Genomic DNA, 19,997 nt, shown 5'->3' with positions numbered 1-19,997 from the left:
GGTGGTCGGTCCACGTGGCCGACCGAGACGGAGCCGCGATCCGGGGGGTCCGCGGGCGATGCCGCGCACCCGCCGTCGCGCCGGCCGGACCCGGTGCAGGCCGAGGTCGTCGCGCACACCGACGGCCCGATGCTGGTCGTCGGCGGCCCCGGCACCGGCAAGACCGACACGCTGGTCGAGGCGGTCGCCGCCCGGGTGGCCGAGGGCGTCGACCCGGAACACGTCCTGGTGCTCACCTTCGGCCGGCGGGGCGCCACCGAGCTGCGCCACCGGATCGAGGCGCGGATCGCCGGCAACGGCCACCGCGTGGTCCGCGAGCCGCTGGTCCGCACCTTCCCGGCGTACGCCTTCGGGCTGCTCCGCCGGGCCGCCGCCGAGCGCGGCGAACCCTCGCCCCGGCTGCTCACCGGCCCCGAGCAGGACCTCATCATCCGTGAGCTGCTCGACATCGTGGGCGAGGAGCCGGCCGACGACCCGGTCGGCTGGCCGGAGGACCTGCGCCCGGCGCTGCGCACCCGGGCCTTTGCCCAGCAGCTCCGCGACCTGCTGATGCGCGCCGCGGAGCGGGGCGTCGGCCCGGTCGAACTGGCCCGGCTGGGCGAGAAGCTGGGCCGCGCCGACTGGCCGGCCGCCGCCCGCTTCCTCCGCGAGTACGTGGCCGTCCTCGCCCTGCGCGACGTGAGCAACCGGGGTTCGATCGCGTACGACCCGGCCGAGCTGGTCCGGGCCGCCACCGGCATGCTGCTGGACGACCCCGAGCTGCTGGCCGCCGAGCGCCGCCGGGTCGCCCACGTCTACGTCGACGAGCTGGCCGACACCGACCCGGCCCAACTCGACCTGCTCGCCGTCGTGGCGGGGGGCGGCAAGTCCCTGGTCGCCTTCGCCGACCCGGACTCCTCCACGTACGCCTTCCGCGGCGCCGACCCGGCCGGGGTGACCACCTTCCCGCACCGGTTCCGCACGGCCTCCGGCGCGCCGGCCGCCCAGGTCACGCTCACCACCTCCTACCGGGCCGGGCCGGAGCTGCTGGCCGCGACCGCCCGGCTGGCCCGCCGGCTACGCGGCCCGGCGGCGCACCGGCGGCTGCGCCCGCTCCCCGACGCCGCGCCGGGCGCGCTGGAGGTCCGCACCTTCCGCTCGGCCACCAGCGAGTCCGCCTGGCTGGCCCACGCGCTGCGGGAGGCGCACCTGCTCGACGGGGTGCCGTGGTCCCGGATGGCGGTGCTGGTCCGCTCCACCGGCCGGCAGCTGCCCTCGCTGCGGCGCGCCCTGCACACCGCCGGGGTGCCGACCGTGGTGCACGGCGAGGACCTGCCGCTGCACCTCCAGCCCGGCGTGGCCCCGCTGCTGCTCCTGCTCCGCTGCGCGCTCGACCCCGACCGGCTGGACGAGGAGTCGGCCGTCGCCCTGCTGCACTCGCCGCTGGGCGGCGCGGACCCGCTCGCCGAGCGGCGGCTGCGCCAGGGGCTGCGCGCGCTCGCGCTGGCCGCCGGCGACCGTCGCCCGTCCGGCGAGCTGATCGTCGAGGCGCTGCGCGACCCGGCCGAGCTGGCCGCCGTCGAGCGGCGCTGGGCGGCCCCGGCGCAGACCGTGGCGCACCTGCTGGACACCGCCCGGCAGGCCGCCGCGGCACCCGGCGCGACCGCCGAGGACGTGCTCTGGGCGGTGTGGCGGGAGAGCGGCCTCGCCGAGCGCTGGGCCGGGGCCATCACCCGGGGCCGGGCCGCGACCGGCGAGCACGAGACCGCGCAGCGCTGGCGCGCCGAGGCCGCCGACCGCGACCTCGACGCGGTCATGGTGCTCTTCGACGCGGCCGCCCGGTTCACCGACCGGCTGCCCGGCGCGCGCACCGAGGTCTTCCTCGACCACGTGCTCGGGCAGGAGCTGCCGGCGGACACGCTCGCCGCCAGCGCCGACCGGGGCGAGGCGGTCCGCCTGCTCACCGCGCACGCCGCCAAGGGCCTGGAGTGGGACCTGGTCGCGGTCGCCGGCGTGCAGGAGGGCGTCTGGCCCGACCTGCGGCTGCGGGGCAGCCTGCTCGGCTCGGAGCGGCTGGTCGACGTGCTCGCCGGCCGGGCCGACGGCGCCGGGCTGCGGGCCAGCCTGGTCGGGCAGACCTCGGCGCTGCTGGACGAGGAGCGCCGGCTGTTCCACGTCGCCGTGAGCCGCGCCCGGCGGCGGCTGCTGGTCACCGCGGTGGCCTCGGCGGCGGTCGGCGGCGACGACCACGAGGAGCAGCCCAGCCGCTTCCTGCACGAGCTGGCCGCCACCGACCCGCCCGCCGTCGGCGGGAGCGGCGGCGTCCCCGCCGGCCCGGACCCGGAGCCGCGCCCGAGCGCCCAAACCGGCGGTGCCCCAGCCGGCGGCGGCGCCCAAACCGGCGGCGCCCCGGCCGGCAGCGGCGCCCCGGCCGGTGGTGCCGCTTCGACCGGGGCGGCGGGCCGGGGACGGGACCGACGTGCCGGCGATGGCGCCGCGCTGGACGTGCCCACGTCCGACGGGCCGGTGCCGGTCGGGGACGAGGATCCCCAGGACGCGGTCCCCGGCGCGCTGCCGGTCACCCTGCCGCCGCGCGGGCTCACCCTGTCGGCGCTGGTGGCGGAACTGCGTACCGCGATCACCGACCCGGCGGCGCCGGTCACCCGGCGGCGCGCGGCGGCGGCCGAGCTGGCCCGGCTGGCCGCCGCCGGGGTGCCCGGCGCGCACCCGGACGACTGGTGGGGCCTGCGCGGCCTCTCCGACGACCGGCCGCTGGTCGACGAGGGCGAACCGGTGCGGGTCACCCCGTCGGCCATGGAGAGCGCGTTGCGGTGCAGCCTGCGCTGGCTGCTGGAACGGCACGGAGGCAGCGCCCCGGCCAGCGCCGCGCAGGGCGTCGGCAACCTGGTGCACGCCGCCGCCATGCTGGCCGAGGACGCGAGCGTCGACCGGACGGCCCTGCTGGAGTACGTGGCCGCCCGGTTCGACGCCATCGAGCTGGCCGCCCGCTGGATGGTCGGCCCGGAACGGTCCCGCGCCGAGGCCATGGTGGACAAGCTGCTCCGCTGGCTGGCCGGCAACCCGCGGCGGCTGCTCGCCATCGAGCACGAGTTCGCGGTGCGCCTCGACGACCCGCGCCGGCCGGTCGAGCTGACCGGCCGGGTCGACCGGCTGGAGGTCGACGCCGAGGGGCGGCTCGTGGTGATCGACCTGAAGACCGGCAAGTCCACTGCGGTCACCGAGCGGGAGGTGGCCGAGCACCCGCAGCTCGGCGCCTATCAGGCGGCCGTGGAGGCGGGGGCGTTCGCCGACTTCGGCGAGGAGTCCGGTGGCGCCGCGCTCGTGCAGCTCGGCACCGGCGCGAAGGAGGCCAAGGAGCAGGCGCAGGCGGCCGCCGGGGAGGGCCCCGAGGCCGGCTGGGCCACCGCGCTGGTCCGGCGTACCGCCGACACGATGGCCGCCGCCACCTTCGCCGCCGTCGCCAACTCGAAGTGCCGGGTCTGCCCGGTGCGCACGAGCTGCCCGGTCTCCGGGCAGGGCCGTCAGGTCGTCGAGCCGCCCACGGAGTACCCGTGAGCGCGAGGACGCGCGTTCCGGGGCGGCTCGCGTGGGACGCGGCCGAGCCGGAATGCGCGCTTGAGCCGGTTTTGCGAGCCCCGCAGTCGCGAACGAAGGCGGCACCGTGACGACCCAGCCGACGCTGTTCAGCACCAGCGCCACCCCGACGCCCCGGGCCGCCGACGCCGGCCCCCGCTACACCCCGGTCGAGCTGGCCAGGTTGCTCCGGCTGCCGGCGCCCACCCGGGAACAGGCGGCGATCATCGCCGCGCCGGTGGAGCCGCTGCTGGTCGTCGCGGGCGCCGGATCCGGCAAGACCGAGACGATGGCCGCCCGGGTGGTCTGGCTGGTCGCCAACTCCTACGTCCGCCCCGAGCAGATCCTCGGCCTCACCTTCACCCGCAAGGCGGCCGGCGAGCTGGCGCACCGGGTACGCACCCGGCTCGACCAGCTCATCCGGCGGCTCGGCCGGCAGGGCCGCGACCCGCACGCGGACCCCCTCGCGGGTGAGCCGACCGTCTCCACCTACCACTCGTACGCGGGCCGGATCGTCACCGAACACGGGCTGCGCGCCGGCTACGAGCCGACCACCCGGCTGCTCACGGAGGCGTCCCGCTGGCAGCTCGTCGACCTGCTGGTACGCAACTACGACGGCGACATGTCCGAGGTGGACCGGATGCCGTCGACCATCACCGACGCCGTGCTCGCCCTGGCCGGGGAGCTGGACGAGCACCTGGTCGACCCGGACGGGCTGGCCGCCTGGACCGGCCGGTTCTTCGCCGAGGTGCAGTCCCGCCCGGGGCGGGTGTACGCCGACGTGCGCAAGGCCCTCCAGCTCCAGCAGACCCGGCTGAAGCTGCTGCCGCTGGTCCGCGCGTACGCCCGGCGCAAGGACGACTTCGAGGCCATGGACTTCGCCGACCAGTTGGCCCGGGCCGCGCGGGTGGCCCGCGACCATCCCGCCGTGGGGGTGATCGAGCGGGACCGGTTCCGGGTGGTGCTGCTCGACGAGTACCAGGACACCAGCCACGCCCAGGTGGTGCTGCTCAACGCCCTGTTCGGCGGCGGCCACCCGGTCACCGCGGTGGGCGACCCCTGTCAGTCCATCTACGGCTGGCGCGGGGCCAGCGCCGGCACGCTGGACCGGTTCCCCACCGAGTTCGCCCGCACCGACGGCGCCCCCGCCGAGGTGCTCAGCCTCACCACGAGCTGGCGCAACCGCCCCGAGATCCTCGGCGTCGCCAACGCGCTGTCGGTGCCGCTCCGGGCGGCCGGCGCCCGGGTGCCCGAGCTGCACGCCGCGCTCAGCGTCCGCGACCCGATCCCGCACCGCAGCCCGGGCGGGCGGGCCGCCGGCACCGTGCACAGCGCGCTGCTGGAGACGTACGCGGACGAGGCCGACTGGATCGCCGACAGCGTGCTGGCCGCCTGGCGCGGCGCGGCCGGGATGCCGGAGGCGCTGCCCGAGCACATCCCGGCGCACCGGCGCCCCACCACCGCCGTGCTGGTCCGGTTGCGCAGCCAGATCCCGGCGATCGAGGCGGCGCTGCGCGCCCGCGGGCTGCCCGTCGACGTGGTCGGCCTGGGCGGGCTGCTGGACACCCCCGAGGTCCGGGACGTGGTCTGCACGCTGCGGGTGCTCGCCGACCCGACCGACGGGGCGGCGCTGCTGCGGCTGCTCACCGGCGCGCGCTGGCGGATCGGGCCGCGCGACCTCGTCGCCCTGCACCGGCGGGCCCGGGCCATCGCGCGGGCCCGCCGTGAGGTGACCGGCGACGACGGGCCGGAGATCACCGTGGACGCGCTGGACGAGGCCACCCTGGTCGAGGCGCTGGCCGACCTGGGGCCGGCGCAGGCGTACTCGGCGGAGGGATACGCGCGGCTGCGGTCGTACGGGATGGAGCTGGCGCTGCTGCGCTACCGGCTGGACCAGTCCCTGCCGGAGCTGATCGCGGACATCGAGCGGACCATCGGGCTGGACGTGGAGGTGGCGGTCCGGGCCGGCCGGGACGGCGCCGGCGACGCCGGCCTGGCCCGCGCCCACCTGGACGCGCTCGGCGACGTGGCGGCCCGGTTCAGCGGTGAGACGCCCGGCGCCACGCTGGCCGGTTTCCTCGCCTACCTGGCCGCCGCCGAGGACGAGGAGCGCGGCCTCACACCCGGCGAGGTCGAGGTGGTGGAAGGTGCGGTGCAGATACTCACCGCGCACGCCGCCAAGGGCCTGGAGTGGGACGTGGTGTCGGTGGCCGGGCTGACCCGGGGCGTCTGGCCGGGGCCGGTGCGCAACTCCGACCACTGGCTGGGCGGGCTCGGCGTGCTGCCGTTCCCGCTCCGCGGCGACGCGGACGGGCTGCCCGAGCTGGGCCTTTCCGGTGCGGAGGACCAGCGCGGGGTGGCCCGGGCGGTGGAGGACTTCACCGACGCCTGGCGGGCGCACGACGAGCGGGAGGAGCGCCGGCTGGCGTACGTGGCGGTGACCCGCCCCCGCCGGCTGCTGCTCTGCTCCGGCTACTGGTGGGGGGAGGGGACGAAGAAGTTCCGCGGCCCCTCGGTCTTCCTCCGGGAGGTGCATGACGCCTGCCTGGCCGGCGGGGACGGCCACCTGGTCGACGCCTGGACGCCCGAGCCCGCCGGGGACGCGGTCAACCCGACCACGGAGACGGTGCTGCGGGCGGAGTGGCCGGCCGACCCGCTGGGCGCCCGCCGTCCGGCGCTCGCCGAGGCGGCCGCCCTGGTCCGCCGCTGCCTGGCCGACCCGGAGGCGGCCCGCCGCGAGGAGGCTCTGCTGGCGGCCGCCGCGGCGGGTGCGCCCGCCGAGGACGCCGACACGCGGGCGCCCGCCGAGGACGCCGAGGTGACCCGCTGGCGGCGGGAGGCCGACCTGCTCCTCGCCGAACGGGCCGAGCTGGCCCGGCGGGCCGAGGCGGTCGAGGTGGAGCTGCCCGGGCACCTGTCGGTGACGCAGCTGGTGGCGCTGCGCCGCGACCCGGAGGCTCTGGCCCGGACGCTGCGCCGGCCGATGCCCACCGAGCCCAACCCGTACGCCCGGCGGGGCACGGCCTTCCACACCTGGCTGGAGCAGCGCTTCGGCGCCGACCGGCTGCTCGATGTGGACGAGCTGCCCGGCGCGGCCGACGAGGACGCCGCGCCGGACGACGCGCTCACCGAACTCCAGGAGCGGTTTCTGGCCAGCGAGTGGGCCGACCGGGTGCCGGTGGAGGTGGAGGTGCCCTTCGCCACGGTGATCGCCGGGGTGGTGGTCCGGGGCCGGATGGACGCGGTCTTCGCCCGCCCCGGCGGCCGCTTCGACGTGGTCGACTGGAAGACCGGCCGGCAGCCGGCCGGGCGGGAGGCCGACGCGGCGGCTGTGCAGCTCGCCGTCTACCGGCTGGCCTGGGCCGAGCTGGCCGGGGTGCCGGTCGACCGGGTGGGGGCCGCCTTCCACTACGTGCGGGACGGCGTGACCGTGCGCCCCGCCGACCTGCTCGACGCCGCCGGGCTGACCGCGCTCGTCGCCGCCGTGCCGGAATTTCCGACAGAGGGCGCGGTGTTGCAGAGATCGTGCTAGGCTGACCACGTTGCAGTTTTGGTTTCCAGAGACTCTGTGTGCGCCTGGCGGATTGTGGCCCCAGGCGCTCTTTGTTGTGTCCGGAGTTCTCCGGGCGGGGCGACCAGCAGCGACAGGTGCGGCGCGCGGCCACGCGCGGCGCACTCCTCGGGCCCGCAACAGGTGCGGGTTCGAACGTTCCGTCAAGGAGACGAACAAATGGCAATTGGCACCGTCAAGTGGTTCAACGCTGACAAGGGCTTCGGCTTCATCACCCCGGACGACGGCGGCGCCGACGTCTTCGCCCACTTCTCGGCGATCCAGTCCTCCGGCTACCGGAGCCTGGACGAGAACCAGCGGGTCGAGTTCGAGGTGACCCAGGGCCAGAAGGGCCCGCAGGCGGAGAACATCCGTCCGCTCTGATCTTCGGATCATCCGGTAACACCCATCGCGCCCCCCCGGGCGCGGTGACGGGCCGGTCCGCTGCGCCGCCCACCCGCTCCGCGGGACGTGGCGTGCTGCGGCGGGCCGGCCCGTACCTTTCGGTTCGTGCTTGTGACCACCGGCGACGCCGGTGACGCGCCGCTCCCCGGCGCCCTTCCTCGACACGTGCCGCCTCGAGGAAGGCTTTTCGCATGACCATGACCGTTCCCACTTTCGCCGCCACCGGCCTGGCGCCGGCGCTGGTCGCCGAGCTGGCCGCGCAGGGCATCGCCGCGCCGTTCCCGATCCAGGCGGCCACACTGCCGGACTCGCTGGCCGGCCGCGACGTGCTGGGCCGCGGGCGCACCGGCTCGGGCAAGACCCTCGCCTTCGGGCTGCCGCTGCTGCACCGCACGGCCGGCCGCCGCGCCCGCCCCGGCCGCCCGCTGGCGCTCGTGCTGGTGCCCACCCGCGAGCTGGCCCAGCAGGTCACCGCGGCGCTCACCCCGTACGCCCGGGCGCTCGGGCTGCGCTGCGCCACCGTGGTCGGCGGGCTCTCCCTCCAGCGGCAGGCCGACGCGCTGCGCGCCGGCGCCGAGGTGCTGGTGGCCACCCCGGGCCGGCTGCACGACCTGATCGACCGGCGGGACGCCCGGCTGGACGACGTGGCCGTCACCGTGCTCGACGAGGCCGACCAGATGGCCGACATGGGCTTCCTGCCGCAGGTCACGAAGCTGCTGGAGCAGGTCGCCCCGAACGGCCAGACGATGCTCTTCTCGGCCACCCTGGACGGCGGCGTGGACAAGCTGGTCCGCCGCTTCCTGAGCCGGCCGGTGTCGCACTCCGTCGACCCGGGCACCGCCACGGTGACCGCGATGACGCACCACGTGCTGCACGTCGAGGCGGACGACAAGCCGTCCGCGCTGGCCCACATCGCCGCCCGCGAGGGACGCACCATCCTGTTCATGGCGACCAAGCACCGCGCCGACCGGGTCGCCCGCCAACTGCTGGCCAAGGGCGTTCGCGCCGCCGCGCTGCACGGCGGCAAGAGCCAGCCGCAGCGCACCCGGATCCTGGAGCAGTTCCGCACCGGCCAGGTCACCGCCCTGGTGGCCACCGATGTGGCGGCCCGGGGCATCCACGTCGACGGGCTGGACCTGGTGGTCAACGCCGACCCGCCCACCGAGGCGAAGGACTACCTGCACCGGGGCGGCCGGACCGCCCGGGCGGGGGAGTCCGGCACCGTCGTCACCCTGGTCCTGCCGGAGCAGCGCCGGGACGTCTCCCGGCTGATGACCGTCGCCGGCATCACCCCGCAGTCCGCCCGGGTACGCGCCGGCGACGCGGAACTGGCCCGGGTCACCGGCGCCCGTCAGCCCACCGGCGTCCCGGTCACCGTCACCCCGCCGCCCGCACCTCACCCGGCGCAGGCCTCGCGGCCGGCCCGGTCCCGCCGCCCGCGTCGCCGCTGACCGCCTGATCCTCCGCTCCAGCTCGGCGGGGTGGCGGTGTCCGGCATGCCGGGATGCCGCCACCCCGCCGAGCCGGAGTCGATCGGGTGCGGGCCGCGTCGCACCCACGGTCCGATCCCGGCGCCGCCGTCAGGACGCCGCGGCGCGGTCCACCAGCAGGTCGGCGAGGGTGGTCCGGTCGACCACCAGGGCGATGGCGCCGTCCACCGCGAGCCAGACGTCCCGCAGCCCGGCGGCCACCCCGTGGTAGCCGGCCCGGTCGGCGGGCATGCCCCGCACGCTGGTCAGCGCCCCGCCCACCGCCCGCAGCACGTCACCCACGCTGATCTCGGCGGGCGGGCGGGTGAGCGCGTACCCGCCCTCGGTGCCGCGGTGGCTGTGCAGCAGCCCGGCCCGGCGCAGGTCGAGCAGGATGCCCTGGAGGAAGCTGAGCGGGATGCCCTGGCGCTCGGCCAGGCTCGCCGCCTTGACCAGCTCGCCGCCGCCGAGCCACCCGTCGCCGGTGGACCCGGCGGCGGCGGCGACGGCGAGCATGGCCCGGAGCGCGTAGTCGGCGCGCGCGGAGACGTACACGGCGTCAGTTGCCGGCCTGGTCCAGCACGCCCCACCGGCGCCGGATCGCCTTGTCGGCCGCGCCGAACGCGGCGTCCACCGCGATGCCGACCACCAGGATGACGATCATGATGGCCATCAGCCGGGTCGCCTCGCTCAGCTCCCGGGCATAGGTGAGCTGCGCGCCGATCGACGTCCGGGTGGCGATGACCACCAGCAGCTCGCCGGCCATCAGGCTGCGCCAGGCGAACGCCCAGCCCTGCTTGAGCCCGGCCACGATGGCGGGCAGCGCGGCCGGCGCGATCACGTACCGGTAGAGGTTGAGCCCGCGGGCGCCGAGGTTGCGGCCGGCCCGGACCAGCAGCGGCGGCACGTAGTCGACGCCGTGGATGACGCCGTTGGCGACCGAGGGCGCCGCGCCGAGCACCACCACGAAGAAGATGGCCTGCTCGCTGAGCTGGAAGAGCAGGATGGCCAGCGGGAACCAGGCGATCGACGGCATGGTCTGCAACGCGGTGATCATCGAGCCGATCGCGGCGCGGAGCACCTTCACCCGGGCCACGGCCAGGCCCAGCAGGAGCCCGACGGCGACCGCGGCGGCGAAGCCGACGGCGGCCCGGCGCGCGGTGGTGGCCAGGCCCTCCCAGAGCGCCGAGGTGAGCGCATAGTGGCCGAGGTCCGCGAAGACCGGCGCCGGTCCGGGCAGTGCCCACGGGTCCTTCCAGCCACTCCAGACCACGGCCTGCCAGAGGGCGATGGCCAGGGCCAGCGCGGCCAGCTTGGGCCAGGTGGCCGACCAGAGCCTTCGCAGCCGGGACGGCGCCTTCTCCCGCCCGGCGATTTCCAGGGCGTCGAGGCCGGAGATCTCCGCGTCGGTGCGCGGCGTCCCGGCGAGGGTGTCACTGGCCATGGCGGCCCACCTCCGTCCGCAGCCGGTCGGTGACCTCGGCGGCGATGGCCGCGATCTCCGGCGAGTCGATCCGCCGGGGTCGTGGCACGTCGACCTCGGTGGAGTAGATGATCCGGCCGGGCCGGCTGGACAGCAGGATGATCCGGTCGGCGAGCCGGGCCGCCTCGCGGACGTTGTGCGTCACGAAGAGCACGGTGAGCCTCCGCTCCGACCAGATCCGTTCCAGCTCGTCGTGCAGGATGTCCCGGGTCATCGCGTCGAGCGCGCCGAACGGCTCGTCCATCAGCAGCACCGGGGTGTCCAGGGCGAGGGTGCGGGCCAGCGCGACCCGCTGCCGCATGCCGCCGGAGAGCTGGTGCGGGCGCTTGCGGCCGAAGTCGGAGAGGTGGACGGTCCGCAGCAGTTCGGCGACCCGGGCCTTGCGCTCGTTGCGCGGAAGCCCGCGCAACTTGAGCGGCACCTCGACGTTGGCCTCGACGGTGAGCCACGGGAAGAGCGCCGGCTCCTGGAACATCAGGCCGGGATTGACCCCCTCGCCCAGCTCGATCCGGCCGCCGCTGGCGCGGTCCAGCCCGGCGACCAGGTTGAGCAGGGTGCTCTTGCCGCAGCCGGACGCGCCGACCAGGCAGACGAACTCGCCGGGGGCGACGTCCAGCGACACCCCGTCCAGCGCCAGGACGGCCTGCTCGCCCTGGCCGTACACCTTGGTCACGCCGCGCAGCGCGACCGAGCCGGTCGCGCTGCGCGGGGTCGTCGTGGTCGACGTCACGGCTGGACGACCTCGGGCTTGCCCTCGGCCTTGAGCACCTCGTTGAGGTACTTCAGGTCGTAGAGGCCGTTCAGGTCCACCGGCTGGGTCAGCCCGACGGCGACGGCGTGGTCCAGGCCGGTCTTCAGCGAGGACGGGATCGGGTCGTTGGTGAACTCCAACGTCGGCCAGGCCTGCTTGATCAGCTTGAGGTCCAGCGGCTTGCCGGTGATCTTGCCGATGTGGTCGGAAATGGCCTGCTGGGCCTCGTCCGGCTTGCTGTTGACGAACTCGTTCGCCGCGACCTGCCCCTCGACCAGCTTCTTCACCACGTCCGGGTGCGCCTTGAGGAACTTGGTGCTGACCAGCAGGTTGGTGATGACGAACTTCTTGTCCGGCCACAGGTCGCGCTCGTCGACCAGCACCTTGCCGCCCGCGTTGACCAGCCGGGAGACGAAGGGCTCCGGCACCCACGCGCCGTCGATGGCGCCGCTGGCGAAGGTCTCGATGGTCTGCGCGTTCTCCTGGGGGACGACCTTGACGTCGCCGCCGCCCTCCTTGGTGGTCTGCAGGCCCTTCTCCTTGAGCCAGTAGCGCAGCGCGACGTCCTGGGTGTTGCCGAGCTGCGGGGTGGCGATCTTCTTGCCGCGCAGCTGCTCCACCGAGGTGATCTCCGGCTTCACCACGAGCGCGACGCCGCCGGACGCGGCGCCGGACACCACCCGGACCGCCTCGCCCTTGGACTTCGAGAAGGCGTTCACGGTCGGGTTCGGACCGATGTACGTGGCGTCGAGCGCGCCGGAGAAGACCGCCTCGATGGCCGCCGGTCCGGCGTTGAAGGTCTTGGTCTCCAGCGTGACGTCGCCGCCCAGCTTCTCCTTGAAGATGCCCTTCTCCACGCCCACCACGGCGGGCGCGTGCGTGATGTTCGGGAAGTAGCCCAGGCGCAGGGTGACCGGACCGGAGCCGCCGGCCGCGTCGTCGCTGTCGTCGCCGCAGGCCGCGGTGGCGCCCAGGGTGGCCGCGCCGACCACGGCGAGGGTGGCCAGGGTGACCAGGCGGCGGAAGGGGAGCCGTCTCATCGTGTATCCAATCCGCAGTATTCCTACTTAGTTGGTAGGAAGACTGGGGCAGGCCATGGGCGGCGTCAAGACCCGTCCGCAGTCCGGGACGCGCGACCTGCGGATTCTCGGCAATTCCTACCTGTTTGGTGGAGATGGCGGCGCCGGTCGGCTACTGCCCGGCACCGCCGTCCGGTGGGCCCGCCCACACCGCCGGTGCGGGGGCTGCCGACGCGTTAGGGTCGATCTCGTGCCGACGCGGAGAGCGAGAATTCCAGCGACGAAATACCCGGTCGAGCGGTTCACCCTCGACAACGGCCTGCGGGTGGTGCTCACCCCCGACCGCAGCGCCCCGGTCATCGGGGTGGCGGTGGTCTACGACGTCGGCATCCGCTCCGAGCCGGAGGGGCGCACCGGCTTCGCGCACCTCTTCGAGCACCTGATGTTCCAGGGCTCGGAGAACCTGGAGAAGCTCGCCCACTTCCGGCACGTCCAGGGCGCCGGCGGCACCTTCAACGGCTCCACCCACCTGGACTACACCGACTACTACGAGACCCTGCCCAGCAACGCGCTGGAGCGGGCGCTCTTCCTGGAGGCCGACCGGATGCGCGGCCCCCGCCTGACCGAGGAGAACCTGCGCAACCAGGTCGACGTGGTCAAGGAGGAGATCCGGGTCAACGTGCTCAACCGGCCGTACGGCGGGTTCCCCTGGCTCACCCTGCCGCCGGTCATGTTCGACACCTTCCCCAACGCGCACGACGGCTACGGCTCCTTCGACGACCTGGAGTCGGCCACCGTCGGCGACGCGGCCGACTTCTTCCGCCGCTACTACGCCAGCGGCAACGCCGTCCTTGCGGTGAGCGGGGACGTCGACGTGGCCGAGGCGACGGCGCTGATCGAGCGCCACTTCGGCGACGTGCCGGCCCGCCCGGCCCCGGAGCGCCCGGACTTCACCGAGCCGGACCTCACGGCGGAGCGGCGCACCTCGTACACCGACAAGCTGGCCCCGCTGCCCGCGGTGGCCGGGGCGTGGCGCGTGCCCGACCCGGTGACCGACTTCGCCGGCTACCTGCCGTACGTGGTGCTGGCCGAGGTGCTCACCGACGGCGACGCCTCGCGGCTGGTCGAGCGGCTGGTCCAGCGGGACCGCTCGGTCACCAGCCTGGGCGGCTACCTCGGCTTCATGGGCGACCCGTTCGACGTGCGCGACCCCACCGCGCTGCTGCTCCAGGCACACCTGCCGCCCGGCGGCGACGTGGACAAGGTGCTGCGCACCATCGACGAGGAGTTGGACCGGCTGGCCACCGACGGGCTGACCGAGGGGGAACTGGCCCGGACCCAGGCGCGGATGGCCACCCACCTGCTGCGGGACACCGACGCGGTGCTCGGCCGGGCGCTGGGAATGGCCGTCCTGGAACAGCAGCGCGGCGAGCCGGGCCTGATGAACGAGCTGCCCCGGCTGGTCGGCGAGGTGACCGACGAGCAGGTCCGCGCGGCCGCCGCCACCCTGCGGCCGGAACGCCGCGCGTCCATCGAGGTCATCGCCGGAGGTGCCCGTTGAGTGAAACCGTGGAGACGGGCGTCCGGCCGCTGCCGGCGCTCGGTCCCAACCGCAGGCTCAAGCTGCCCCAGCAGGCCGAGCGCACGCTCGGCAACGGCCTCACCGTGATCGCGGTACGCCGCAGCGCGATCCCGCTGGTCGAGCTGCGGCTCTGGATGCCGTTCGGGCGTACCCACCTGGCCCGCGGCGGGATGCTCGCGCAGACCCTGCTCTCCGGCACGGAGACCTACACGGCGACCCAGCTCGCCGCGGAGTTGCAGAAGGTCGGCGGCGGGCTCTCCGCCGGCATCGACCCGGACCGGCTGATGCTCTCCGGTGCGGGCCTGGTCACCGGCCTGGACCGGATGCTGGAGCTGCTCGCCGACGTGCTCACCGGGGCCACCTACCCGGCCGACTGGGTGGAGACCGAGCGGGAGCGGCTGGTGGACCGCATCCAGGTGGCCCAGAGCCAGCCCGCCCACCTGGCCCGCACCGCGCTGCTCAAGCGGATCTACGGCCGGCACCCGTACGCGGTGCAGACCCCCGAGCCGGACCAGGTACGCGCGGTGAAGCCCCCGGTGCTGCGCCGGCTGCACGCCGAGCGGGTGCACCCGGCCGGCGCGGTGCTGGTGCTCGTCGGCGACGTGCAGCCGGAGAAGGCGCTGGACGCCGCCGAGCGGGCGCTGTCCGGCTGGAAGGGGGAGGGGCAGCCGGCCGAGCTGCCGCCCGCGCCGCCGCTGGAGCCCGGCCCGGTGCTGCTGGTCGACCGGCCCGGCTCGGTGCAGTCCTCGCTGCGGATCGCGCTGCCCGCCGTGCCCCGCACCCATCCCGACCATGCCGCGCTGCAACTGGCCAACCTGCTCTTCGGCGGCTACTTCTCCTCCCGCTGGGTGGAGAACATCCGTGAGGACAAGGGCTACACGTACGGGCCGCACTCGCTGGTCGAGCACTCGGTGGCCGGGTCGGTGCTGGTCGCCGCCGCCGAGGTGGCCACCGAGGTGACCGCACCCGCCCTGCTGGAGACCATGTACGAGCTGGGCCGGCTGGCCGCCCTGCCGCCCAAGCCGGACGAGCTGGAGCAGGCCCGCCAGTACGCCCTCGGCACGCTCCAGCTCGGCATGTCCACGCAGGCGGGTCTGGCCTCGCTGACCAGCGCGTACGCGGGCAACGGGCTGCGCCTGGACTTCCTCGCCGAGCACGCCGCCCGGCTGGCCGCGGCGACCGTGGACGACGTGGCCGCAGCGGCGGCCCGCTACCTCGCCCCGGCGCAGGCGGTCACCGTGGTGCTCGGCGACGCCGAGCGGGTCGCCGACGGCCTCGCCGCCCTCGCCCCGATCCGCACGGAGTCACCGTGAGCACGAGGAGTGAGCCGGGTCTGCGAGCCCCGCGGTCGCGAACGAAGGAAGGCGCCGCGTGAGCGCGAGGAGTGAGCCGGGTTTGCGAGCCCCGCAGTCGCGAACGAAAGAGGGCACAGCGTGACCGGCGAGCCCGCCCCACCGCTGGCCCGGACGACACTGGACCGGGCGGCGCACCGGCGGACCGACCCGGGGTGGCTCGCCGAGGCGTGGGAGCAGGCCCGGGTGCTCGTGCTGGACTCGACCGACGACGGTCGGGCGCTGGTCCGCGGCGTGGCGGCCCCGCCGGAGCTGGTGCTGGTCGGCTCCGGCGAGCTGCCCGAGGTGCCCCGGTCGGTGCCGATGTTCCTCGGCGTCGAGTCGGACGGCGTGCCGGTCTTCGCCGTGGACGCGCCGCTTCCGGAGCTGGCTGGCACCCGCCGGGTCAACCTGCGGGAGGTCGGCCACCTGCTGACCGACCGCGACGCCGGGATCTTCACCACCGCGCTGGCGCTGCTCAACTGGCACGTCCGGCACGGCTACTCCTCGTCGACCGGCCAGCCGACCGAGGTGGACGAGGCCGGCTGGTCCCGCGTCGACCCGGGCGGCGACCGGATCTGGCCGCGCACGGACCCGGCGATGATCGTGCTGGTGCACGACGGCGTGGACGGCCTGGACGGCCGCTGCCTGCTGGGCAACAACGCCACCTGGCCGAGCACCCCGGGGCAGCGCCGCTACTCCTGCCTGGCCGGCTACGTGGAGCCGGGGGAGTCGGCCGAGGCCGCCGTGCTGCGCGAGGTCCGCGAGGAGGTCGGCGTCGCGGTCGAGGAGATCGGGTACGCCGGCAGCCAGTCCTGGCCGTTCCCGGGCTCGCTGATGCTCGGCTTCCTGGCCCGCGCCGACGCGGACGCGCCGATCCAGGTGGACCCGGCCGAGATCGCCCGCGCCCGCTGGTTCACCCGGCGGGAGATCGGCGCCGCGCTGGCCGACCAGCCGGTCCGGGTGGACGGCGGGGACCTCCTGGTCCTCCCGCCACCGTCGTCGATCGCCCTCTTCCTGGTCCACCGCTGGCTCGACGGCCACTGCTGACCACCGGAAACAGGCGCCGGTGGGAGATCGCGGAGGTCGCGGAGGCGCGGGCGGGTCGGCTGGGCGGCGAAACGCGGGCTGGATGCGGTCCCGGCCCGGGACCGTCGTTGCCGCGGCGGTCTCGGGCCGGGAACACGGGCCGTCGTGACCGGTGAGGCGTGGAACGCGGCGGGGGAGCCGGTCCGGTCGCGACGGACGTCAGTGGCGGGTCAACTGCCGCCCCAGTGGTAGGGGTGACCCGGGTTCATGTCCTCGATGGGCAGCACCTTGACCCGGTGCCGGCCGGCGCGGACGGCTCCCACGGTGGACAGCGCGCGGGCGAGCAGCAGGGCGGCGTCGCGGTCCTCGGCGTGGACGACCTGGCGGCGGGGTTCCGGCGCGCTGGTCTCGTCCCGCAGCCGACTGCCACCGGCCCAGGCGGCGGCGATGTCGGTGTCGGCGGCGGCACGGATCTCGGTGCGGACGATCAGGAACCGCATGGTGGCCCCCGGGTGCGGATGGACGGATGCAGGCTGCAACTTCCACGTCACTCTTGCGTCATGTTACGCCCGTGCGCCGTCCCAGCAAGTGAAACCCGCCTATCGTTCGCGGCGTCGACCGATCGGGTGACCCCAGGTCAGCACAGTTGTCGGGGATGGACGCGCAAGGGGCCGCCGGCGCCACGCCGACGGCCCCCGGATGTTCGCCGGATCAGTTCAGGTCGAACTGGCCGTTCTTCGCCCCGGCGATGAAGCCGAGCCAGCCGGCCCGGTTGAACAGCAGCACCGGCCCACGCGGGTCCTTGCTGTCCCGCAGGGCCACCGCCTCGGGCCCGGTGCGCAGCGGCGCGACCTCCACGCAGTTGGAGGTCTGGCTGCGGGTGCTCTTGCGCCAGGCGGCGCCGGCGAGCTGCTCGGACGAGCTGTTGCGGATGTCGTTCATGGTTCTGCTCCTGGTCTGGAGTGTTCCGATGGGGACGAGTGGCGCCGCAGGCGGACCGTCCCCGTCCATCACCGGTCCGTCGTCAGGCGCCCCGAGTCGCGGCGGCGCTGGGTCGGCGCCGTTGCCGGCCCGAACGCCACTGTGGACTCGGCTGCCGTGCCGGTCAGCCGTCCCGTCGCCTCGATCAGCCAGGAGAGGGTGTCCGATGCGGAGAGCGCCGCCGAGCTCAGCCACTCGAACACCACTTTATAGCGATTTAGGGTGTTTACCTCGGTCGACATGACGTCGGTGAACCCACCTTCGATGGCCAGCGTCTCCGGATCGAGCGGATCGGCGAACCGGTAGACCGAGAAGGCGGTCGGCGGGAGGTACCAGTCGCCGACCCGCGTGTCCCGCAGCAGCAGGCGCAGCGTCACGTTCGGCAGCAGCGCCAGCTCGCAGAGGTGGACGATCTGCTCGTGCAGCACCTCGGTCGGGCCGGCCCGGCGGCCGAGCGCCGCCTCCTCCAGCACCGCCGTGTAGCGCGGCGCGTCGGGGGAGCGGGTCAGCAGCGACTGGCGGGCCTGCCGGGCGCGTACCTCGGTTTCCGGGTCCTCGGTCTCCAGGTCGCCGGCCTCCTCGGCCACCTGGGCCGCGGACATGATCCGGTGCCGGGCGTACCCCGGGGTCTGCAACAGCCCGGGCACCAGGACCGGGTTGTACTCCGAGATCTCCGCGCACCCCGCCTCCAGCTCGGCGAAGGCGCGCTGCTGCTGGGTCATCACCGGGAAGTTGCGCAGCCAGCCGCGCATGTCGCCGGCGTCGTGGGTGATGCCCAGCAGTTCCTCGCGCAGCTCATCCTGCGCGCCGTAGAGGGTCAACAGGACGCCCACGTCGTCCGGGTCGGGACGGCTGCGGCCGTTCTCCAGGCGGGACAGCTTGGACGCGGAGGCCCAGCCGATCCGCTCGATGACCTGGTCGCCGGTGAGGCCGGCCTGTTCACGGAGTCGGCGCAGCTCGATGCCGAGCCTGCGACGGCGCAGGATCGGGCCTGGTGCGGCAGGAGGCACGGTGTCCTCTTTCCCGTCGACCGTCGCAGGACGCGACGGTAACTGTATGAAATTCGCCCCCCACGGTCAGTATGGACGGCGCGACCGGTGTCGGAGGGTCCGGCGGGGGCGTGTCACGCGACAAAAAGAGGACTGTGGAGAGGTGCCTTCACCGGCGCCCGACCCGACGCGCCGGATGGCGCACCCCCGCCGGAGGGAACCCGATGCGCACCGTCCTGCGCCGCCCCGACTTCCGCCTGCTCTTCGTCGCGCTGCTGGCGAGCATGGCGGCCGAGTCGATCCTGCTGCTGGCCCTGGCCGTCTGGGTCAAGGACCTCACCGGGTCGGACGGCATGGCCGGGGCGACCATCTTCGCGGTGATCGCGCCGATGGCGCTGGCCCCGCTGGTCGGCTGGGTGGTCGACCGGTGCCGCCGCCGGCCCTTCTTCATGGCCGCCAACCTGGGCACGGCCGTGCTGCTCTGCCCGCTGTTCGCGGTCCACGACCGCGCCGACGTCTGGGTGATCTACGTGGTGGCGGCGCTGTACGGCCTGTCGTACATCACCCTGAGCGCGGTGCTCAGCGGGCTCATCCGGCACCTGGTGCCGAGCGACCTGCTGGCCGACGCCAACGGGGTGCTGCAGACCGTCCGGCAGGGGCTGCGGCTGGTCGGCCCGCTGGCCGGGGCCGGGCTCTACGCCGCGGTCGGCGGCTGGCTGCTGGTCGCCCTGGCCATGTCCGGCTTCCTCACCGCCGCCGCGGTCGTCGGCGTGCTCCCGGTCGCCGAGACCGCACCCGCCCGGTCCGCGCGCCGCTGGCCGGCCGGGCTGGGCGCCGGGCTGCGGCACCTGTCCGGCGACCCCGCGCTGCGCCGGGCCCTGCTCGGGTACGGGCTGGGCTCGCTCATGATGGGCTTCACCGAGTCGCTGATCTTCGCGTACGTCGACCTGGGGCTGGGCCGGAACGCCGCGTTCGTCGGTGTGCTGGTCACCGTGCAGGGGGTCGGCGGGCTGGTCGGCGGGCTCGTCTCGGCCGCCGTGGTGCGCCGGACCGGCGAGGTGGGGGCACTGGCCGCCGGGGTGACGTTCTTCGGACCGGCCGCGCTGGCGCTCGCGTACCCCCGGCTCTGGCTCGGCGTGGTGGCGCTGCTGCTGGCCGGGGTCTCCCTGCCGCTGACCATGGTCGGGCTCAACACGCTGATCCAGCGGCGGACGCCGCCGGGGCTGCTGGGCCGGGTCGCCGCCGCCGCGGAGGCGCTGGTCAGCGGCCCGCAGGCGGTCTCCATCGGCGCGGGCGCGCTGCTCGTCGGCGTCCTCGACTACCGCCTGCTGTTCGCCCTGGTCGGGGTGACCACGACGGCCGCCGGCCTCTACCTCTGGCGTGGCCGCCGGCTCACCGCGCCCCGGGCCGTCCTGGTCCACGTCCCGGCTCCGCGCCGCCCGCTCGACCACGAGGTGCTCGCCGCGCCGCGCCGGCGCCGGGTGCCCTGAGACGCGACAGCGGCCGCCCCCGTCCGGGGGCGGCCGCTGTGGCCGGGTGCGGCCTGGTCAGCCGGCGATGCTGGTCAGGTGCTGCTTGACCTGGACGATCGACGGGTTGGTCAGGGCGCTGCCGTCGTCGAACCGCAGCGTCGGGACAGTCTGGTTGCCGCCGTTGACCTTCATCACGAACTCGGCAGCCTTCGTGTCCTGCTCGATGTCGACCACCTCGTACGCGATGCCCTCCCGGTCGAGCTGCGACTTCAGCCGGTGGCAGTAGCCGCACCACGAGGTGGAATACATCGTCAACATGGTCAGGTCCTCCAAGGGGTGACTCGCGCCCGGTCCGATCAGGCC

16 protein-coding genes are annotated in these 19,997 nt (G+C 75.0%); 8 read left to right on the top strand and 8 right to left on the bottom strand.

Annotation, left to right across the window (positions count from 1 at the left end; genetic code table 11):
- The 4 genes from F8274_RS14410 to F8274_RS14395 all read left to right on the top strand — a co-directional run.
- Window positions 1–3,555, top strand: a 3,555-nt coding sequence (locus F8274_RS14410; RefSeq protein ID WP_370518230.1) for an ATP-dependent helicase, incomplete at its 5' end; no start/stop codon positions are given.
- A 106-nt stretch (window positions 3,556–3,661) separates the two neighbouring features.
- Window positions 3,662–7,105 (top strand): ATP-dependent helicase, encoded by a 3,444-nt coding sequence (locus tag F8274_RS14405; protein ID WP_151462840.1) that lies wholly within the window; start codon window positions 3,662–3,664, stop codon window positions 7,103–7,105.
- A 198-nt stretch (window positions 7,106–7,303) separates the two neighbouring features.
- Window positions 7,304–7,507 carry a cold-shock protein gene (locus tag F8274_RS14400; protein WP_107079793.1) on the top strand — a complete coding sequence of 68 codons (204 nt, stop codon included), beginning with the start codon at window positions 7,304–7,306 and terminating at the stop codon, window positions 7,505–7,507.
- Between the two features lie 212 nt (window positions 7,508–7,719).
- Window positions 7,720–8,979, top strand: a complete 1,260-nt coding sequence (locus F8274_RS14395) for a DEAD/DEAH box helicase (RefSeq protein WP_151462838.1) — start codon at window positions 7,720–7,722, stop codon at window positions 8,977–8,979.
- A 129-nt stretch (window positions 8,980–9,108) separates the two neighbouring features.
- Here the strand turns inward: F8274_RS14395 and F8274_RS14390 are convergent, their stop codons facing one another.
- Genes F8274_RS14390 through F8274_RS14375 form a run of 4 tightly spaced genes read right to left on the bottom strand, consistent with a single transcriptional unit; the run spans window position 9,109 to window position 12,271 of the window.
- Entirely contained in the window at window positions 9,109–9,552 is a 444-nt protein-coding gene (locus tag F8274_RS14390) for an Rrf2 family transcriptional regulator (RefSeq protein WP_151462836.1), read from the bottom strand.
- 4 nt (window positions 9,553–9,556) lie between these two features.
- Window positions 9,557–10,441, bottom strand: coding sequence for an ABC transporter permease (locus tag F8274_RS14385; protein ID WP_151462835.1), 885 nt, complete (start codon window positions 10,439–10,441; stop codon window positions 9,557–9,559).
- Window positions 10,431–11,210 (bottom strand): ABC transporter ATP-binding protein, encoded by a 780-nt coding sequence (locus F8274_RS14380; protein WP_151462833.1) that lies wholly within the window; start codon window positions 11,208–11,210, stop codon window positions 10,431–10,433. Before F8274_RS14380 ends, F8274_RS14385 begins: the two co-directional genes overlap by 11 nt.
- A complete protein-coding gene (locus tag F8274_RS14375) occupies window positions 11,207–12,271 on the bottom strand; it encodes an ABC transporter substrate-binding protein (RefSeq protein WP_151462832.1) in 1,065 nt (354 codons plus the stop codon). Before F8274_RS14375 ends, F8274_RS14380 begins: the two co-directional genes overlap by 4 nt.
- Before the next feature lie 229 nt (window positions 12,272–12,500).
- Here F8274_RS14375 and F8274_RS14370 point away from each other — a divergent pair, with 229 nt between their 5' ends.
- The 3 genes from F8274_RS14370 to nudC all read left to right on the top strand — a co-directional run bounded on the left by F8274_RS14370 (window position 12,501) and on the right by nudC (window position 16,213).
- Window positions 12,501–13,811 carry a pitrilysin family protein gene (locus F8274_RS14370; protein ID WP_151462831.1) on the top strand — a complete coding sequence of 437 codons (1,311 nt, stop codon included), beginning with the start codon at window positions 12,501–12,503 and terminating at the stop codon, window positions 13,809–13,811.
- The gene (locus tag F8274_RS14365; RefSeq protein WP_151462830.1) at window positions 13,808–15,145 is read left to right on the top strand and encodes a pitrilysin family protein; all 1,338 of its coding nucleotides are present in this window, start codon (window positions 13,808–13,810) and stop codon (window positions 15,143–15,145) included. The genes F8274_RS14370 and F8274_RS14365 overlap by 4 nt, the downstream gene beginning before the upstream one ends.
- Before the next feature lie 120 nt (window positions 15,146–15,265).
- A complete protein-coding gene (gene nudC, locus F8274_RS14360; protein ID WP_151462829.1) occupies window positions 15,266–16,213 on the top strand; it encodes an NAD(+) diphosphatase in 948 nt (315 codons plus the stop codon).
- A 209-nt stretch (window positions 16,214–16,422) separates the two neighbouring features.
- On the opposite strand, the gene F8274_RS14355 is transcribed toward nudC, so the two are convergent.
- From F8274_RS14355 to F8274_RS14345, 3 genes are all read right to left on the bottom strand, one after another.
- Window positions 16,423–16,692, bottom strand: a complete 270-nt coding sequence (locus F8274_RS14355) for a hypothetical protein (protein ID WP_151462827.1) — start codon at window positions 16,690–16,692, stop codon at window positions 16,423–16,425.
- Window positions 16,693–16,903: 211 nt separating this feature from the next.
- Complete coding sequence (locus F8274_RS14350) at window positions 16,904–17,134, bottom strand: DUF397 domain-containing protein (protein ID WP_151462826.1); 231 nt, start codon at window positions 17,132–17,134, stop codon at window positions 16,904–16,906.
- Window positions 17,135–17,202: 68 nt separating this feature from the next.
- Window positions 17,203–18,183 carry a helix-turn-helix transcriptional regulator gene (locus tag F8274_RS14345; RefSeq protein WP_151462825.1) on the bottom strand — a complete coding sequence of 327 codons (981 nt, stop codon included), beginning with the start codon at window positions 18,181–18,183 and terminating at the stop codon, window positions 17,203–17,205.
- A 203-nt stretch (window positions 18,184–18,386) separates the two neighbouring features.
- On the opposite strand from F8274_RS14345, the gene F8274_RS14340 reads away from it, so the two are divergent.
- Window positions 18,387–19,652, top strand: coding sequence for an MFS transporter (locus F8274_RS14340; protein WP_151462823.1), 1,266 nt, complete (start codon window positions 18,387–18,389; stop codon window positions 19,650–19,652).
- Between the two features lie 57 nt (window positions 19,653–19,709).
- On the opposite strand, the gene F8274_RS14335 is transcribed toward F8274_RS14340, so the two are convergent.
- Window positions 19,710–19,952 (bottom strand): mycoredoxin, encoded by a 243-nt coding sequence (locus F8274_RS14335; protein WP_151462822.1) that lies wholly within the window; start codon window positions 19,950–19,952, stop codon window positions 19,710–19,712.
- Window positions 19,953–19,997: the final 45 nt, after the last annotated feature.

This window comes from Micromonospora sp. AMSO31t (assembly GCF_008868175.1).
Taxonomy (GTDB): Bacteria; Actinomycetota; Actinomycetes; order Mycobacteriales; family Micromonosporaceae; genus Micromonospora.
This window is presented reverse-complemented; position numbering and strand designations above follow the sequence as displayed.

Bases quoted from the DNA above. Each gene is read 5' to 3' on its own strand.
- F8274_RS14400 (WP_107079793.1), top strand. From the start codon at position 7,304: ATGGCAATTGGCACCGTCAAGTGGTTCAACGCTGACAAGGGCTTCGGC.
- F8274_RS14395 (WP_151462838.1), top strand. From the start codon at position 7,720: ATGACCATGACCGTTCCCACTTTCGCCGCCACCGGCCTGGCGCCGGCG.
- F8274_RS14385 (WP_151462835.1), bottom strand. From the start codon at position 10,441: ATGGCCAGTGACACCCTCGCCGGGACGCCGCGCACCGACGCGGAGATC.
- F8274_RS14375 (WP_151462832.1), bottom strand. From the start codon at position 12,271: ATGAGACGGCTCCCCTTCCGCCGCCTGGTCACCCTGGCCACCCTCGCC.
- F8274_RS14355 (WP_151462827.1), bottom strand. From the start codon at position 16,692: ATGCGGTTCCTGATCGTCCGCACCGAGATCCGTGCCGCCGCCGACACC.
- F8274_RS14350 (WP_151462826.1), bottom strand. From the start codon at position 17,134: ATGAACGACATCCGCAACAGCTCGTCCGAGCAGCTCGCCGGCGCCGCC.
- F8274_RS14340 (WP_151462823.1), top strand. From the start codon at position 18,387: ATGCGCACCGTCCTGCGCCGCCCCGACTTCCGCCTGCTCTTCGTCGCG.
- F8274_RS14335 (WP_151462822.1), bottom strand. From the start codon at position 19,952: ATGTTGACGATGTATTCCACCTCGTGGTGCGGCTACTGCCACCGGCTG.